Below are 17,104 nucleotides of genomic sequence, written 5' to 3' on the forward strand. Positions count from 1 at the left end.
CTACTCGCCGGTGCCGGTCGACCGAGCCGGGTCCAGGGCGAAATGCTGGCGGTAGCGTTCGGGCGTGGTGGCCAGGCGGCGGGTGAACACCCGGTGCAGGGTCTCCCCGTGGCGGTAGCCGACCTGCCGGGCGATCGCGCCGATGGTCAGCTCGGTGGACTCCAGGAGTCGGCGGGCCGCCTCGACCCGTAGATCCTCCACGAATGCCGCGGGCGTGCAGCCGGTTTCGGTGCGGAAGGCGCGGGCGAAATGACGCTCGCTCATGCCCGCGCGGTCGGCCAGCCCACTCACGGTGAGCTCGTCGCCGAGGTGATCGGGCAGCCATTGCTGCACGGCCCGGATGGCGGGCGTGCGGGCGGGCTGACTGCGCAACTGGGCGCTGAACTGGGCTTGACCGCCCGGACGACGGGTGAACACCACGTACACCCGCGCGATCATGGCGGCCGTTTCGCGACCGTGGTCGTCCTCCACCAGAGCCAGCGCCAGATCGACACCCGCGGACATGCCCGCCGAAGTCCAGCGATTGCGGTCGCGGACGTAGATGCGATCCGGTTCGACCGTGACCCGCGGATAGCGTTGGGCGAGCAGGGCGGTCGAACCCCAGTGGGTGGTGGCGCGGTAGCCGTCGAGCAGGCCCGCGGCGGCCAGCAGCAGCGCGCCCGCGCACACCGATGTCACCCGACGGGCCTTGCGGGCCAGGGCGGGGAGAGCGGGGACCACCGTCGCCGCCCCGGGACCGTGGACATCGCCGCCCACCACGATGAGGGTGTCGAAGTCGTCTCCGGCGGTGATGTCCTCGAGCGAATGCGCGACCGAGAGGGTCAGTCCGCCATCGGCCTGGATGGGCAGCCCGCCCGGCGACGCCGTCAGCAGCCGGTACGGCAGCTTCGGGGAGTCGCCGTCCGAGGCGTCAGCGGTCTCGCCGAGGGCGCCGGCGGGACCACGCAATTCCGGTGGCAGCCGATCCGGCGGCGTCTCGACGATGGTGTTGAGGAGTGCGAACACGTCGAGCGGTCCCGCCAGTTCGGAGATCTGCATGCCTTGGAAGACGACGAAGACGATGGTGCGAGGCGCGGGCACCTCCCGATCATCGCAGTCGGCGCAGGCGGCTGTCACGGTCAGTTGCTGATCGATCCGGCCGGATCGCGGGTGGCGTGGCGGTCCAGGAACGGGATCATCAGCGCGGCCACCCGCTCGGGGAACTGGGCGTGCGGATAGTGCCCGCCGTGCTCGACCAGCACATACTGGCCGAGCCCGGTCGGCAGGCCGGCCACGATCGCCCGAGCCTCGTCCTCCGGGTGCGGGAAGTCCGGATCGTCCGCGCCCATGATCACCAGTGCGGGACAGCGGACCTCGGGTAGCCGGGCCGCGGCGTCGGCCGGGGTGGTTCTGCCGGTCTTCATGAATTCCGCCCAGCGGCCGGGGCGCTCCCATTGGGTCCGCAGCTCGGCGAGGTAGCCGTCGTGATCGGCGGGCGTGGTCGGGTAGGCCACGCCGTCGAGGTACCCGAACCACAGGCGCGGCGACTTCAACAGCTGGGTGCCGATCAGTTCCAGCATGCCGCGCCGGTGACGGCGATCCGCCCACAGCGCCCCGAGATCCACACCCTGGGTGAGCGTGAAGGGGTCGATCTCGACGATCGCCGACACCAGCTCCGGCGCCTCGGCCGCCGCGATGGTCGCCGAACCGCCCGACAGCGAGTGCCCGACGATCACCGCCGGACCCCCGAAATGCCGGATGACTCCGAGCAAGTCGAGGGCCACGTCGGTGCGGCTGATGGCGGCCTTCCCGGTCACCGACGGCCAGTCCACGCTGGACTCGCCGTGCCCGCGCATATCGACATTCACCACGCGGTACCCGGCGGCGGCCAGCGGGGCGACCAGATGACGGAAGTCCCGCCGCCAGGTCCCCATCCCGTGCGACAGCACCACCAAGGGCCCGTCACCGGTCACGTCACACGCGATCCGCCCGTGCTCGAAGTCTACATACTCGGTCATTTCCCGTTCCTTCCAAGCGATTTCGCTCCGCTGCCGCGGTGGGCGGCATGCACGAATTGAAACGCCGGAACCGGGGTTCGGCCGAGGGCTCGGGCGGGGCGGATCAGTGGTGTGGCCGATCCGGTCAGTCGCTGACCGCCCCGACCCGCACCTCGGCCGTCGCCGTTTCGGAGGCTCCGAACCAGGTGGTGAGCGCGTCCCGCAGGGAAGTGGTGGTTGGACCCGTCTCCCCACTCGGCCCGCCCGTCATTGGCTCCCTCGCATCTGAAAAGCGTTGCATCGCAAGATGACTACGCACGGCTGAGGACGGCGATCGGGAACTGCCGCGGGCTCAACGCCCGGTAGGTGTCGAAGTGGGGGTAGGTGGCGGCGAGAGTGCGCCAGTGCGCGTCGTATTCGGCGGAATCGGTGACCACCCGATACGTGACGGGAAAGCTCTCGCGCCCGATCCGAACCCAGGCCTTGTCGGTGGCCAGAAGGTTCTTCCACCAGTTGGGCACACCGGGGTTGCCGCCATTGGAACCGCACACCAGCAGATCGTCGCCGGACCGGACGAGCATCAGCATGACCGGCCGGGGCTCGCCGGACTTGCGGCCGGGAACGGTCAGCTCGAAGACGGGGTCGCCGAAGAGAGTGGCGAACCGGGTGCCGCCGAAACGCGTGTAGAGACGACGGTGCACGCGAGCGTAGAAGCGGGCCACACCGCCCAGATAGGTGCTGGAGTAGAAGTTGAAGCGGCCCATCAGGGTCAGCTTGCCGGGATCGGCGCCGGTCATTGGATTCCCCTCGGGACGGTGGGCGTTCGAAACTGACTGTACATGGTGTCCAGCGAGTTGACGCGAGGCCACTGGCTAGGCTTCGGGGATGGGGACGGACTCGGATCGGGCGGCCGGGGTGGACGAGTTCGATGGGCTGCGACCGTTACTGTTCACGGTCGCCTACCAGCTGCTCGGGAGCGCCGCCGACGCCGAGGACGTGGTGCAGGACAGCTACCTCCGGTGGCGGGAGACGGACCGGGCGCGAGTCGAGAACCCGCGCGCGTATCTGACCATGGTCGTGACCCGGCAGGCGCTGAACCATCTGCGGACGGTGTGCCGGCGACGTGAGGAATACGTGGGCAGCTGGCTGCCCGAACCCATCCGCACCGACGCCGACACCGAACACGATGTGCTGCTGGCGGAATCGGTGTCGATGGCCATGTTGCTGGTGCTCGAAACCCTCGGGCCGACCGAGCGGGCGGTGTTCGTGCTCTCGGAGGTATTCGGGCACAGTTTCGTCGAAATCGCCGGAATGGTGGGCAAATCCGATGCCACGGTCCGGCAGATCGCGCATCGGGCCCGCGCGCACGTACGGGAACGCCGCAAGCGGTTCGAACCCGATACCGAGACGAGCCGGGCGGTGATCGAACGGTTCCTGCTGGCCACGCAGACCGGTGATACGCAGACGCTGATGGATGTCCTCGCGCCGGACGTTGTGCAGATCTCCGACGGCGGCGGCAAGGTCACCGCGGCCCGGAAACCCGTCGTGGGCGCGGACCGGGTCGCCATCTACCTGGTGCGGCTGGCACGGAACGGCATCGCGGACATGACCGTCGAGTTCGGCACGTACAACGCACTGCCCGCCGTCCTGCTGCGCACCGCGGATGGACAGCTCGACACGGTGCAACTGATCGAAACGAGCGGCGACCGCATCGCCGGGCTGTATGCGGTCCGTAATCCGGACAAGCTGCGGACCGCTGAACGGACGCGCATGCTCGCTCGGTGACCGCTCGCTGCGGAGCCTAAGGCTCCAGGACGCGCTGAATCATTGCGTAACTGGGGATTTCGCCGACCAGTGGATGACCGTGGGCCACGGATTCCGCCGTATGCACCGCAGCCGCCAGCGCCGCGCGGTACAGCAGCGACCCGGTGCTGATGCGCCGGACACCCAAGCCGCCCAGCTCGGCCACCGTCAGCCCGGTAGGGGAGAACAGGATGTTCAACGGCGCGCTCAACGCCGCCGCGAGGGCCCGAATCTCGTCGGCGTCGGTGATCCCCGGCACGAAAATGCCGTCCGCACCGCACTTCTCGTAATGCTGGACCCGCTGCAGGGTGGAGTCCGCGTCGATGCCGAGCCAGTAGGTGTCGGTGCGCGCGTTGACGAACAACTCGGGCACGCGAGCCTTCACCGCCGCGATCAGCTCGCCCTGCTCGCGAGGATCCGCCAACGCCGTGTTGGATCGGCTGTCCTCCAGATTGATTCCCGAGATCCCCGCGTGCGTGAGTTCCGCGCAGAACTCCGCCACCTCACGCGGATCGGTGCTGAACCCGCCCTCGATGTCCACGGTGACCGGGATGGTCAGCCGTCCGAGCCGCTGCGCCAGCGCGAGCGTTTCGGCACGCGTGGCGGCGGTGCCGTCGGGCAGTCCGGCCGCGGCGGCGACGCCCAGGCTGGTGGTGCCCAGCGCCGGGAACCCCGCCTCGGCGAGCATGGCCGCCGACCCGTAGTCCCACGCGTTGGGCAGGACCAGCGGACGGTCACCGTGGTGCAGACTGCGGAAGAGCTCGGTCTTCGTCATGGCGGCACTCCGTTCGTCGACGGTGGGTCACGCGGGTCGCGGCGATATCAGGTCACGCGGGTGGGATCAGTTCACGCAGGGGATCTTCGAGCCGATGGTGGTGGTCACCGGCTTGCCGGAGTCGGGCGCGTCCGAGGTGGTCGTGTCCGAGGTCGCGGCCAGGCTGGTGCTGGAGCCGTTGGCGGTGGTGGTCGGGGTGGTGGCGGTCGCCGTCGGGTCCAGGGACGTCGGGATCTCGAGGTCGCTGCCGACGACCAGCTTCACGTGCCCGGCCGACACCGAGGTCGACGGGCTGACCGGCAGGCCGCCGAACATCTCCGACACCTGCTTGGCGTCGGTGTCGGCGCCGGTGCCGTAGTAGACGGTCGAGCTGGTGCCGTCGGCGTAGGAGGCGTTGGCGACCTCACCGGCTGGGAATCCCTTGGCGGTCAGCAGCTTCGACACCTTGGCCGCCTGGCCGGGGGTGCCGCTGGCGTTGACCACGTCCAGCGTCGAGGTGGGGGTGACGAGCGGGGCGCTGGGTGCGGCCGGAGTCGAGACGCCGAACGCCTCGCGCACCGTCTTCTTGATCGCCACCGGATCGATGACGTTCACGTCCTGGCCGTCGACATTGTCGTAGCGCAGCACCGGCAGCGTGCGGAACTCCACCGACGGCGAGTCCGCGCGGCCCAGGGTGGTGGCGAAGTCGGTGAGGCTCCAGCCGTCGGAGAGCACCACGTCCTTGTGCGCCACATCGATCAGCGCCTTGAGCCGACCCGGATTGGTCAGCGTGCCAGAGCTTTTCATGGAGTTCGCGACCGAGGTCAGGAACGCCTGCTGCCGGTGGGTGCGGTCCAGGTCGCCGTTCTCCAGGCCGTGCCGCTGCCGCACGAACGCCAGCGCGTCCGAACCGTCCAGGTGCTGCGGTCCCGCCGGGAACTGCGCGCCCGAGTAGTAGCTGTCGTCCACGGCGTGGTTGAGGCACACGTCGACGCCGCCCAGCGCGGTCGCCAGATCGTAGAACCCCGCCAGCGAGATCTCCGCGAACCGGTTGATCGGGACGCCGGTCAGCGCCTTCACGGTCTGAACGATGCTGGCGCGCCCGGCTTCCCGGCCCTGCCGCTCCAGTTCGGGACCCTCGGCCATGCCCTTGGCCTTGAGTTTCTCCTCGACCATGTACTTCTTGAGGCCGTACGACTCCTTGATCTTGGCGTGGTCGTAGCCCGGAATGCCCTGCACCGGCACATAGTCGTCGCGCGGGATGGAGAACGCGACGATGTGCTTGAGGTCCTTCGGAATGTGCACCAGGATCAGCGAATTGGCGTTGTAGCCGCCCTCGGTGCCGTCGCCGGCGTGCAGCTGGTCGAGGATGTCCTTGGGGAGATCGTTGCCGTTCAGGTCTTTTCGGGTGTCCAGACCGATCAGCAGCATGTTGATGTCGCCGTCGAGGTTCACATCCTCGGGCGAGATCGCGCCGGAGCGGGTGAAGCCCTGGTCCAGGGTGGTCTCGCCGTACCAGACGACACCGGTGATGCCCATCACGCCCGCCGCGACCATGGCCATGACACCGCGTCCGGCCAGGCGCAGCTTCTTGTCGCGCTCGCGCTCGGCGGGGGTGCGCTCGCGGCGGTCGCCGCCGCTGCCCGGCTTCTCGCCGCCGCTTCGATCCTCGGTACGACGGCGGCCCGCGCGCGGGGGCTTCGAGTCGCCCTGGGCGCGCCGCGAGCGGCGGGGGGCGGGATTCGGCGTCTCCGGTGCCCGGTGAGAGCGGCCCGACTGGGGGCCGACAACCGGCAGCGGCTGGGTGGCGTCGTCGTACATGGCGCTGTCGAGTGTGCCGTAAGCGGCGCGTCCTGTCAGATTTCCGCCCGGTTGTGAATGAGCTTGCACAGTCGTGCATAATCATCACATGGTGGATACCTCGAACGGGCCCCTACGGGTCGCGGTAGCTGGTGCGAGCGGCTACGCGGGCGGTGAAGTGTTGCGCCTGCTCCTCGGACACCCCGCCTACCGAAGCGGGCGCCTCGAGATCGGGGCGCTGACCGCGGGCTCCAACGCCGGCACCACCCTCGGTGAGCTGCAGCCTCACCTGCTGCCGCTCGCCGACCGGGTCCTCGCGCCCACCACCGTCGAGGAACTCTCCGGCCACGACGTGGTCTTCCTCGGTCTGCCGCACGGCCAGTCCGCGGCGATCGCCACGGCCTTGCCGGACTCCACGATCATCATCGACTGCGGCGCCGACTTCCGGCTCACCGACGGCGCGGCCTGGGAGAAGTACTACGGCACCCCGCACGCCGGCCACTGGCCCTACGGGCTGCCCGAACTGCCGGGCGGCCGCGACAAGCTGCGCGGCGCGACCCGGATCGCCGTCCCCGGCTGCTACCCCACGGTCTCGAGTCTCGCGCTGGCCCCGGCCGTCGCGGCGGGCATCATCGAACCGCGGGTGAATGTGGTTGCGGTGAGCGGCACTTCGGGCGCGGGCCGCAAACTCGACGTGGGCCTGCTCGGCTCCGAGGTGATGGGCTCGATGCGGGCCTACAGCATCGCGGGCGCGCACCGGCACACCCCCGAGATCGCGCAGAACCTGAAGGCCGCCCAGCTGTCCGGTGGCGCAGCCGATGCCGACGTGAGCGTGTCGTTCACCCCCGTGCTGGCCCCGTTGCCGCGCGGCATCCTCGCCACCTGCACCGCCCCCACCACCGTGGACGCCGCCCAGGCCCGGGCCGTCTACGAGAAGGCGTACGCCGAAGAGCCTTTCGTGCACCTGCTGCCCGAAGGCGTGCTCCCGCAGACCGGTTCGGTGCTCGGTTCCAACGCCGTCACCCTCCAGGTCACCGTGGACACCGACGCCGGACTGCTGGTGGTCATCGGCGCGATCGACAACCTGACCAAGGGCACCGCCGGGGCCGCGGTGCAATCGATGAACCTGGCCCTCGGAATCGACGAGACCGCAGGACTTTCCACCGTAGGAGTGGCACCGTGAGCAACGACAACGTCAGCAACGACAGCGGGGCTGTGGGGAACGGCAAGCTGGTGCGGTCCCAGGGCGTCACCGCGCCGCTGGGCTTCCGGGCGGCCGGTATCACGGCGGGCATCAAGAAGAGCGGCAAGCCCGACCTGGCGCTGGTGTTCAACGAGGGCCCCGACTACGCGGCCGCGGGCGTGTTCACCCGCAACAAGGTCAAGGCCGCACCGGTGCTGTGGTCGCAGCAGGTGCTGACCGGCGGGCATCTGCGCGCCGTCATCCTGAACTCCGGCGGCGCCAACGCCTGCACCGGCCCCGGCGGCTTCCAGGACACCCACACCACCGCCGAGGAACTCGCGAAAGCGTTGAGCAACTGGGGAACCGAGACCGGCGCCGGCGAGATCGCCGTCTGCTCCACCGGTCTGATCGGTGACCGGCTGCCCATGGACAAGCTGATCCCCGCTGTCACCGAGATCGTGCACGAGATGGGCGGCGGCCTGTCCGGGGGCGCCGAGGCCGCGCGCGCCATCATGACCACCGACACGGTGCCGAAGGAGACCGCCTTCCACCACCAGGACAAGTGGAACGTCGGCGGTATGGCCAAGGGCGCGGGCATGCTCGCGCCGTCACTGGCCACCATGCTGGTGGTGCTCACCACCGACGCCGCCGCCACTCCGGCCCAGCTGGACGAGGCGCTGCGCAACGCCACCCGCTACACCTTCGACCGCCTCGACGTGGACGGTTCCTGCTCCACCAACGACACCGTGCTGCTGCTGGCCAACGGCGCGTCGGGGGTCACCCCGAGCCAGGCCGACCTGAACGCGGCCGTGCGCGCGGTCTGCGACGACCTCGCCGAACAGCTGATGTCCGACGCGGAGGGTGTCACCAAGCGCGTGCACATCACCGTCAAGGGCGCGGTCAGCGAGGACGAGGCGCTGATCGGCGCGCGGGCCCTGGCTCGCGACAGCCTGGTCAAGACCGCCTTCTTCGGCTCCGACCCGAACTGGGGCCGGGTGCTGGCCTCGATCGGCATCGCCCCCATCGAACTGGATCCGAACCGGGTCTCGGTGTCGTTCAACGGATCCCCGGTGTGCATCGACGGCGCGGGCGCGCCCGGCGCGCGTGAGGTGGACCTGTCCGGCCCCGACATCCGGGTGCTGGTGGAACTGAACCTCGGCGACGGCGAGGCCACCGTCCGCACCACCGACCTGTCGCACGGATACGTCGAAGAGAACTCGGCCTACAGCTCATGAGCGATGTGGTGAAACAGCTTTCGGCCCTCGACAAGGCGCACGTCCTCGCCGACGCGCTGCCGTGGCTGCAGAAGTTCCGCGACAAGATCGTGGTCGTGAAGTACGGCGGCAACGCCATGATCGACGACGACCTCAAGCGCGCCTTCGCCGCCGACATGGCGTTCCTGCGCACGGTCGGCGTGCACCCGGTGGTGGTGCACGGCGGCGGGCCGCAGATCAGCGCCATGCTGAAGAAGCTCGGCATGACCGGCGAATTCCGCGGCGGCTTCCGGGTCACCACCCCCGAGGTCATGGACGTGGTCCGGATGGTGCTGTTCGGGCAGGTGGGCCGGGAACTGGTGGGGCTCATCAACGCCCACGGCCCGTACGCGGTCGGCATCTCCGGTGAGGACGCGCACCTGTTCACCGCCACCCGCCGCACCGTGCAGGTCGACGGCGAGGCCACCGATATCGGGCTGGTCGGCGACGTCACCTCCGTGGAACCCTCGGCCGTGCTGGATCTGATCGCGGCGGGCCGGATTCCGGTGGTGTCCACCATCGCCCCCGACGCGGACGGCGTGGTGCACAACATCAACGCCGACACCGCCGCGGCCGCGCTCGCCGAGGGCATCGGCGCGGAGAAGCTCGTCATCCTCACCGATGTCGAGGGCCTGTACACGAATTGGCCCGACCGGTCCTCGCTGACCAGCCGCATCGACACCGACGAACTGGCCAAGTTGCTGCCGTCGCTGGACGAGGGCATGGTCCCGAAGATGGAAGCCTGCCTGCGCGCCGTCGAGGGCGGCGTCCCGACCGCGCACGTGATCGACGGGCGCGTCGCGCACTCGGTCCTGCTGGAACTGTTCACCGGGGAGGGCATCGGCACGATGGTCACCCCCGCACAGGAGATCTCATGAGCGAGCGTAGCGAGCGGAAAATGAACACAGCTACGAGTGTGCTCGTGCTGGAGGCGAGCGCTAGCGAGGTGGAAGCATGAGTACAGCCGATATTCAGCAGCGGTGGCAGACCGCCCTGATGAACAACTACGGCACCCCGAAGGTCGCGCTGGTGCGCGGCGCGGGCGCGGTGGTCTACGACGCCGACGGCAAGCGCTACCTCGATTTCCTGGGCGGCATCGCGGTCAACAGCCTCGGCCACGCGCACCCGGCCATCCTGTCGGCCGTCACCCAGCAGCTGGGCACCCTCGGCCACGTGTCGAATCTCTATGCGTCCGAACCGGTCATCGAGCTCGCCGAGCGGCTGCTCGCGCACTTCGGCGACGGTCACGGCAAGGCGTTCTTCTGCAACTCCGGCACCGAGGCCAACGAGGCCGCGTTCAAGATGGCGCGCCTGACCGGACGCACCAAGATCGTCGCCTGCGAGGAGGCGTTCCACGGCCGCACCATGGGCGCGCTCGCGCTCACCGGCCAGCCGTCCAAGCGGGAGCCGTTCGAGCCCATGCCCGCCGGCGTCGTGCACGTGCCCTACGGTGACGCGCTCGCGCTGGCCGCCGCCGTCGACAAGGACACCGCCGCGGTGTTCCTCGAACCCATCATGGGCGAGAGCGGCGTCGTGGTGCCCCCGGCCGACTACCTGGCCAAGGCCCGCGCCATCACCAAGGACCAAGGCGCGCTGCTGATCCTGGACGAGGTGCAGACCGGCATCGGCCGCACGGGCGCGTTCTACGCCCACCAGGCCGCGGGCATCGTGCCCGACGTCATCACCCTGGCCAAGGGTCTCGGCGGCGGCCTGCCCATCGGCGCGGTGCTGGCCCAGGGCCCGGCCGCGGATCTGCTGCAGCCGGGCATGCACGGCACCACCTTCGGCGGCAACCCGGTGTGCGCGGCGGCCGCGCTGGCCGTGTTGCGGACCATCGACGAAGAGGGTTTGCTCTCGCACGTGGAGAAGGTCGGCAAGATCCTCGTCGACGGCATCGAGCACCTCGGGCATCCGCTGGTGGATCACGTGCGCGGCGCGGGCCTGCTCATCGGCATCCAGCTGACCGACGACGTCTCCGCCGAGGTCGATCTCGCCGCCCGCGAGGCCGGATATCTGCTGAATCCCGCCAAGCCCAACGTGATCCGGCTCGCTCCGCCCCTGGTGCTCACCGAGACCCAGGCCGAGAACTTCCTGTCCGACCTGCCCGGCATCCTCGATGCCGCCCAGGCCCAGAAGGAGTCCAAGTGACCATCCGGCATTTCCTGCGCGACGACGACGTCACCCCCGCCGAACAGGCCGAGATCCTGGCCCTGGCCGCGGAATTGAAGGCCGCGCCGCTGGCCCGCAAGCCCCTGGAAGGCCCGCGCGGCGTCGCGGTCATGTTCGAGAAGAACTCCACCCGCACCCGCTTCTCCTTCGAGATGGGCATCGCCCAGCTCGGCGGCCACGCCGTGGTGGTGGACGGCCGCGACACCCAGCTGGGCCGCGAGGAGACCCTCGCCGACACCGGTCGCGTGCTCTCCCGCTACGTCGACGCCATCGTGTGGCGCACCTTCGAACAGGCCCGTCTGGACGAGATGGCCGGCGCCGCAACGGTTCCGGTCGTCAACGCGCTGTCCAACGAGTTCCACCCGTGTCAGGTGCTGGCCGACCTGCAGACCCTGCGCGAGCGTAAGGGCGACGACCTGACCGGCCGTAACCTCACCTTCCTCGGCGACGGCGCGAACAATATGGCGCACTCGCTCATGCTGGGCGGCGTCACCGCGGGCATGAACGTCACCATCGCCGCCCCCGAGGGTTTCGAGCCCTTCGGCTGGATCCTGGACGCCGCCCAGAAGCGGGCCGCCGAGACCGGCGCGACCATCACCCTCACCCACGACCCACTCGCCGCCGTCGAGGGCGCCGATGCCCTGGTCACCGACACCTGGACCTCCATGGGCCAGGAGAACGACGGCCGCGACCGCGTCGCCCCGTTCCGTCCGTTCCAGGTCAACGCCGAGCTGCTGGCCCGCGCGGCCGCGGATGTGACGGTGCTGCACTGTCTTCCGGCCCACCGCGGCGAGGAGATCACCGACGAGGTCCTCGACGGCCCGCACAGCGCGGTCTGGGACGAGGCCGAGAACCGCCTGCACGCCCAGAAGGCCCTGCTGGTCTGGCTGCTGGAACGATTCGCGCGAGGCGACAGGTGAGCAGCGGCGAACGACGCACGGCCGCACCGGCTTCGGGTAGATCCGGTGCGGCCATCGCACGCACGCGCGCGGGCCGGCAGGCCCGCATCGTCGCCATCCTGGCCCAGCACGAGGTCCGCAGCCAGTCCGAACTGGCCGCCCTGCTCTCCGGCGAGGGCATCGACACCACCCAGGCCACCCTCTCCCGCGACCTCGACGAACTGGGCGCGGTGAAGCTCCGCGCCGCCGACGGCGGCGCGGGCGTTTACGTGGTTCCCGAGGACGGCAGCCCCGTCCGCGGTGTCACCGGCGGCACCGAACGCCTCTCGAAACTCCTCGGCGACCTGCTGGTCTCCACGGACGCCAGCGGCAATATCGCGGTCCTGCGCACCCCGCCGGGCGCGGCCCACTTCCTGGCGAGCGCGCTGGATCGGGCCGCTCTCCCGGAGGTCGTCGGCACGATCGCCGGCGACGACACCATCGCCGTCATCGCCCGCGAACCCATGACCGGCGCCGAACTCGCCGCCAAGATCGAACAGCTGGCCTGAGCGGTCACTCGGCCTCGTGCGCGACCCCGGAGACCTCGTGCGCGACCGCGGAGACCTTGTGCGCCACCGCGAACACGCGGCGGAACGGCAGCCACGTCGTGCCGTCGGGGTTGCGCGGGTAGGCGTCGCGCAGGAACGGGGCGAGGTCGGCCCGGAAGTCCTGCCACTCCTGGTCGTCGAGGGTGTCGCGGACCGGGCGCAGGGCGGTGCCCGTAACCCAGTGCAGGACCGGGTCTTCGCCGGTCAGGGGCTGGAGGTAGGTGGTTTCCCAGGCGTCGACCGCGCAGCCGGCGGCGGCCAGGACGGACGCGTATCCGTCCGGGTCGGGGACGGCTTGGCGGTCGAGAATGCCTGCGGCCGACAGACGCTCGCGCCAGCGTGGTGACGATGCGACGTCGCGGATCGCGACATGCGAAGGGGCGTCGAAGTTTCCGGGCACCTGGAGGGCCAGCCACGCGCCGCCGGGGAGCGCGTCGATCCATTTCGGCAGCAGGGCAAGGTGGTCCGGGACCCATTGCAGGACGGCGTTGGTGACCACCACATCGGTGTCGGGGGCCGGGTCCCAGTCGCGGACGTCGGCGACGGTGGCGTCGATGCCGTGTTCGCGTGCGGCGGCGACCATGTCGGGGGAGGAGTCGAAGGCTTCGATGGTGGCGTCGGGCCAGCGGTCGGGGAGGGTGGCGGTGAGATTGCCGGGGCCGCAGCCCACGTCGGCCACGCGGCGGGGGCGGTCGGCTCGGACGCGGTTGACCAGATCGAAGAACGGGCGTGCGCGCAGATCGTCGAAGGCGAGGTAGATGGCCGGGTCCCACATGGGTTCCTCCGCATCGTCGAATTTACCAAACCGTACGTACGTACGGTATTCCTGTTCGAGGGTCGGTGCAAGACTCCCGGCGGTGATAGGCGCAGGCGGGGACCCCGGTTATGAATGGGATTGCATCGTCATGCATAATCATTTGCAGGACGACGGAGCGCACCAGGGGACCGGGTAGGGACCGCGGGCAGCGCACCGGTCGAGGGCCTAAACGGACTAATGAGGAGCACACGGACTATGACCAAGCGCGTCGTACTCGCCTACTCCGGCGGACTGGACACATCGGTCGCCATCAGCTGGATCGGTAAGGAGACCGGCGCCGAGGTCGTCGCCGTCGCCATCGATCTCGGCCAGGGCGGCGAGGACATGAACGACGTGCGCCAGCGCGCGCTGGACTGCGGCGCGGTCGAGTCCATCGTCGTGGACGCCCGCGACGAGTTCGCCAACGAGTACTGCCTGCCCACCGTGCAGGCCAACGCCCTCTACATGGGCCGCTACCCGCTGGTCTCGGCCATCTCCCGGCCGCTGATCGTCAAGCACCTGGTCGAGGCCGCCGAGTACCACGGCGCCGACACCGTCTCGCACGGCTGCACCGGCAAGGGCAACGACCAGGTCCGCTTCGAGGTCGGCATCGGCGCGCTCGCCCCCGACCTGAAGGTCATCGCCCCGGTCCGCGACTACGCCTGGACCCGTGAGAAGGCCATCGAGTTCGCCGGCGAGAACAAGCTCCCGATCAACGTGAGCAAGAAGTCGCCGTTCTCCATCGACCAGAACCTGTGGGGCCGCGCGGTCGAGACCGGCTTCCTCGAGGACCTGTGGAACGCCCCGACCAAGGACGTCTACGACTACACCGTGGACCCGACCGTCAACTTCGAGGCGCCCGACGAGCTCATCATCACCTTCGACAAGGGTGTCCCGGTCGCCATCGACGGCCGCCCGGTCACCATGCTCGAGGCCATCACCGAGCTGAACCAGCGCGCCGGCCGTCAGGGCGTGGGCCGCCTGGACATGGTCGAGGACCGGCTCGTCGGCATCAAGAGCCGTGAGATCTACGAGGCCCCCGGCGCCATCGCGCTGATCGCGGCCCACCAGGAGATGGAAGCCGTCACCATCGAGCGCGAGCTGGGCCGCTACAAGCGTCAGGTCGAGCAGCGCTGGGGCGAGCTGGTGTACGACGGCCTGTGGTTCTCCCCGCTCAAGCGCGCCCTCGACGCGTTCGTGCAGGACACCCAGCAGCACGTCTCCGGTGAGATCCGCATGGTGCTGCACGGCGGCAGCGTGGTCGTCAACGGCCGTCGCTCCGACGAGTCGCTCTACGACTTCAACCTGGCCACCTACGACGAGGGCGACACCTTCGACCAGTCGCTGGCCAAGGGCTTCGTCCAGATCCACGGCCTGTCCTCCAAGGTCGCGGCCCGACGGGACCTCAACAGCAAGTAGTAGCGTCGATCCGGGCAGTGCACGCACCCGGCCGAAGGAGACGCGCCCATGCGAACCGATGACGACAGTTGGGACATCACGGAGAGCGTGGGCGCGACCGCCCTCGGCGTCGCCGCCCTGCGCGCTCACGAGAGTGGGCGCGAGGACGCGCTGTTCCAGGATCCGTACGCCGCGAAACTGGTGAGCGCCGTCGGCTCCGACGGCTGGAACAACCTCATGGCCGGGATGCGCGACCTCGGCGACCGCGAGCAGGGTGGCGAGGACACCGACCTGAGCAACTGGTCGATGGGCAGCGTCCTGATCGCCCGCACGATCTACTTCGACGAGTACTTCGCCGCCGTCCAGCGCGCCGGGATCCGCCAGATCGTGATCCTGGCCGCCGGGCTCGACGCTCGCGCCTACCGGCTCGAATGGCCCGAGGGCACCCGCATCTTCGAACTGGATCAGCCGAAGGTGCTGGCCTTCAAGGCCCGAGCGCTGGCCGACGACGAACCCGCCGCCGACCGCCGTGAAGTGGCGATCGACCTGCGGCAAAACTGGCCGAAAGCGCTGCTGGACAAGGGTTTCGAACCCGGCGAGCCGACCGCCTGGCTGGCGGAGGGGCTGCTGCGATACCTGCCCGGCCACGCCCAGGACAAGCTGCTCGAGCAGGTGGCCGAACTCAGCGCGCCCGGCAGCCGGGTGGCGTTGAACCTCGGCACCGACAAGGACATGGCCGACCAGTTCCGGGAACGCCGCGCCAAGGTGATGGCCGACGCCGGGGTGAAGATCGACCTGGAAAACCTGTTCTACCCGTGGGAGGACCGCAAGGACCCCCGCACCTGGTTCGCCATGCACCAGTGGCTGGTGACCGAGGGCGACCCGGTCACGCTGCTCGAGGACCGCGGCCGTACCGTCCCGGAGACGGCCAAGGCCGGTATGGGCCACCACATTCTGATGACCGCACTCCGACCCCGAGGAGACGACACGCTATGAGCCAGGGCGGCAGCACCAATGAAGGCGCGCTGTGGGGTGGACGTTTCGCGTCCGGGCCCGCCGCGGCGATGGCGGCGCTGAGCAAGTCGACCCACTTCGACTGGGCGCTCGCGCCGTACGACATCCGCGCCTCCAAGGCGCACGCGCGCGTGCTGCACAAGGCCGGGCTGCTCTCGGCGCCGGATCTGGAGGGCATGCTGGCCGGGCTGGATCAGCTGGCGGCCGATGTGGCGTCGGGCGCGTTCGGGCCGCTGGAATCGGATGAGGACGTGCACGGCGCGCTCGAACGCGGCCTGATCGACCGGGTCGGCACCGAGCTCGGCGGGCGGCTGCGCGCGGGCCGCTCCCGCAACGACCAGGTGGCCACGCTGTTCCGCATGTGGCTGCGGGACGCGGTGCGGCACATCGCCGCCGGCGTGCTGGACGTGGTCGACGCCATCGTCGCGCAGGCCGCCGCGCACCCCGACGCGGTCATGCCCGGCAAGACCCACCTGCAGGCCGCCCAGCCGGTGCTGCTGGCCCATCATCTGCTCGCGCACGCCCATCCGCTGCTGCGCGACATCGACCGGATCCGCGATTTCGACAAGCGGGCCGCGGTGTCGCCCTACGGTTCCGGCGCGCTGGCGGGCTCCTCGCTGGGCCTGGATCCCGAAGCCATCGCCGCTGAACTGAACTTCGACTCCTCGGCCGCGAACTCCATCGACGCCACTTCCTCGCGCGACTTCGCCGCCGAGGCCGCGTTCGTGCTGTCCATGATCGCCGTCGACCTGAGCCGCATGGCCGAGGAGGTGATCATCTGGAGCACACCGGAATTCGGCTACATCACCCTCGCCGACGCCTGGTCGACCGGCTCGTCGATCATGCCGCAGAAGAAGAACCCCGACGTCTCGGAGCTGACCCGCGGCAAGGCCGGTCGCCTCATCGGCAACCTGACCGGTCTGCTGGCCACGCTGAAGGCGCAGCCGCTGGCCTACAACCGTGACCTGCAGGAAGACAAGGAACCGGTCTTCGACTCGGTCGCCCAGCTGGAGCTGCTGCTGCCCGCCATCGCGGGCCTGGTCTCCACCCTGACCTTCCACACCGACCGCATGGCCGAGCTGGCCCCGGCGGGCTTCACCCTCGCCACCGACATCGCCGAATGGCTGGTCCGCCAGGGCGTTCCGTTCCGCGTCGCGCACGAGGCCGCGGGCGGCTGCGTCCGCGCCGCCGAGGCGCGCGGCGTCGGCCTGGACGAGCTGACCGACGCGGAGTTCGCGGCCGTCGACCCGGCGCTCACCCCCGCTGTGCGTGAGGTGCTGACGGTGCAGGGCTCCATCGCCTCCCGCAACGCGCGCGGCGGCACCGCCGGAACCCAGGTCGCCAAGCAGCTCGAAGAGGTGCGCGGCACGGCCGCCACCCAGCGCGCCTGGCTGGGCTGACCCGCCCTGGCGACAGCTGATCGACGAAACGGCCCGTGGGGGTTCCTTTTCCGGAACCCCACGGGCCGTTCG

The 17,104-nt window shown here is 69.9% G+C and carries 16 protein-coding genes; 10 read left to right on the forward strand and 6 right to left on the reverse strand.

Annotation, left to right across the window (positions count from 1 at the left end; translation table 11 throughout):
- The 3 genes from ACFV4K_RS20525 to ACFV4K_RS20535 form a co-directional block, all read right to left on the reverse strand.
- Complete coding sequence (locus ACFV4K_RS20525) at positions 1–1,080, reverse strand: GlxA family transcriptional regulator (RefSeq protein WP_379276833.1); 1,080 nt, start codon at positions 1,078–1,080, stop codon at positions 1–3.
- A 38-nt stretch (positions 1,081–1,118) separates the two neighbouring features.
- The gene (locus tag ACFV4K_RS20530) at positions 1,119–1,997 is read right to left on the reverse strand and encodes an alpha/beta fold hydrolase (RefSeq protein ID WP_379276834.1); all 879 of its coding nucleotides are present in this window, start codon (positions 1,995–1,997) and stop codon (positions 1,119–1,121) included.
- A 290-nt stretch (positions 1,998–2,287) separates the two neighbouring features.
- Positions 2,288–2,773: a nitroreductase/quinone reductase family protein gene (locus tag ACFV4K_RS20535; RefSeq protein WP_379276836.1), complete on the reverse strand. Its 486-nt coding sequence runs from the start codon at positions 2,771–2,773 to the stop codon at positions 2,288–2,290.
- An 88-nt stretch (positions 2,774–2,861) separates the two neighbouring features.
- Here ACFV4K_RS20535 and ACFV4K_RS20540 point away from each other — a divergent pair, with 88 nt between their 5' ends.
- Positions 2,862–3,761 carry an RNA polymerase sigma-70 factor gene (locus tag ACFV4K_RS20540; protein ID WP_379276837.1) on the forward strand — a complete coding sequence of 300 codons (900 nt, stop codon included), beginning with the start codon at positions 2,862–2,864 and terminating at the stop codon, positions 3,759–3,761.
- 16 nt (positions 3,762–3,777) lie between these two features.
- On the opposite strand, the gene ACFV4K_RS20545 is transcribed toward ACFV4K_RS20540, so the two are convergent.
- Together ACFV4K_RS20545 and ACFV4K_RS20550 are read right to left on the reverse strand one after the other, a co-directional pair.
- Complete coding sequence (locus ACFV4K_RS20545; RefSeq protein WP_379276839.1) at positions 3,778–4,554, reverse strand: isocitrate lyase/phosphoenolpyruvate mutase family protein; 777 nt, start codon at positions 4,552–4,554, stop codon at positions 3,778–3,780.
- Positions 4,555–4,620: 66 nt separating this feature from the next.
- Positions 4,621–6,354 (reverse strand): LCP family protein, encoded by a 1,734-nt coding sequence (locus ACFV4K_RS20550; protein WP_379276840.1) that lies wholly within the window; start codon positions 6,352–6,354, stop codon positions 4,621–4,623.
- Between the two features lie 88 nt (positions 6,355–6,442).
- On the opposite strand from ACFV4K_RS20550, the gene argC reads away from it, so the two are divergent.
- From argC to ACFV4K_RS20580, 6 genes are all read left to right on the forward strand, one after another.
- On the forward strand, positions 6,443–7,516 hold the full coding sequence (gene argC, locus ACFV4K_RS20555; protein WP_379276842.1) for an N-acetyl-gamma-glutamyl-phosphate reductase: 1,074 nt from the start codon (positions 6,443–6,445) through the stop codon (positions 7,514–7,516).
- A gap of 32 nt (positions 7,517–7,548) precedes the next feature.
- A complete protein-coding gene (gene argJ / locus ACFV4K_RS20560; RefSeq protein WP_379276854.1) occupies positions 7,549–8,751 on the forward strand; it encodes a bifunctional glutamate N-acetyltransferase/amino-acid acetyltransferase ArgJ in 1,203 nt (400 codons plus the stop codon).
- Positions 8,748–9,647, forward strand: a complete 900-nt coding sequence (gene argB / locus ACFV4K_RS20565; RefSeq protein WP_357288456.1) for an acetylglutamate kinase — start codon at positions 8,748–8,750, stop codon at positions 9,645–9,647. Before argJ ends, argB begins: the two co-directional genes overlap by 4 nt.
- 76 nt (positions 9,648–9,723) lie before the next feature.
- Positions 9,724–10,917, forward strand: a complete 1,194-nt coding sequence (locus ACFV4K_RS20570; protein WP_379276844.1) for an acetylornithine transaminase — start codon at positions 9,724–9,726, stop codon at positions 10,915–10,917.
- A complete protein-coding gene (argF, locus tag ACFV4K_RS20575) occupies positions 10,914–11,858 on the forward strand; it encodes an ornithine carbamoyltransferase (RefSeq protein ID WP_379276846.1) in 945 nt (314 codons plus the stop codon). Before ACFV4K_RS20570 ends, argF begins: the two co-directional genes overlap by 4 nt.
- Entirely contained in the window at positions 11,855–12,385 is a 531-nt protein-coding gene (locus ACFV4K_RS20580) for an arginine repressor (RefSeq protein WP_379106767.1), read from the forward strand. The genes argF and ACFV4K_RS20580 overlap by 4 nt, the downstream gene beginning before the upstream one ends.
- A gap of 4 nt (positions 12,386–12,389) precedes the next feature.
- Here ACFV4K_RS20580 and ACFV4K_RS20585 read toward each other — a convergent pair whose 3' ends face one another.
- Positions 12,390–13,199 (reverse strand): trans-aconitate 2-methyltransferase, encoded by an 810-nt coding sequence (locus ACFV4K_RS20585; protein ID WP_379276848.1) that lies wholly within the window; start codon positions 13,197–13,199, stop codon positions 12,390–12,392.
- Positions 13,200–13,436: 237 nt separating this feature from the next.
- Here ACFV4K_RS20585 and ACFV4K_RS20590 point away from each other — a divergent pair, with 237 nt between their 5' ends.
- Genes ACFV4K_RS20590 through argH form a run of 3 tightly spaced genes read left to right on the forward strand, consistent with a single transcriptional unit; the run spans position 13,437 to position 17,032 of the window.
- Complete coding sequence (locus ACFV4K_RS20590; protein ID WP_379276850.1) at positions 13,437–14,639, forward strand: argininosuccinate synthase; 1,203 nt, start codon at positions 13,437–13,439, stop codon at positions 14,637–14,639.
- A 48-nt stretch (positions 14,640–14,687) separates the two neighbouring features.
- Positions 14,688–15,614, forward strand: coding sequence for an SAM-dependent methyltransferase (locus ACFV4K_RS20595; protein WP_379276851.1), 927 nt, complete (start codon positions 14,688–14,690; stop codon positions 15,612–15,614).
- The gene (argH, locus tag ACFV4K_RS20600; protein ID WP_379276852.1) at positions 15,611–17,032 is read left to right on the forward strand and encodes an argininosuccinate lyase; all 1,422 of its coding nucleotides are present in this window, start codon (positions 15,611–15,613) and stop codon (positions 17,030–17,032) included. Before ACFV4K_RS20595 ends, argH begins: the two co-directional genes overlap by 4 nt.
- Positions 17,033–17,104 lie beyond the last annotated feature (72 nt).

It is taken from the genome of Nocardia sp. NPDC059764, from assembly GCF_042732555.1.
Taxonomy (GTDB): Bacteria; Actinomycetota; Actinomycetes; order Mycobacteriales; family Mycobacteriaceae; genus Nocardia.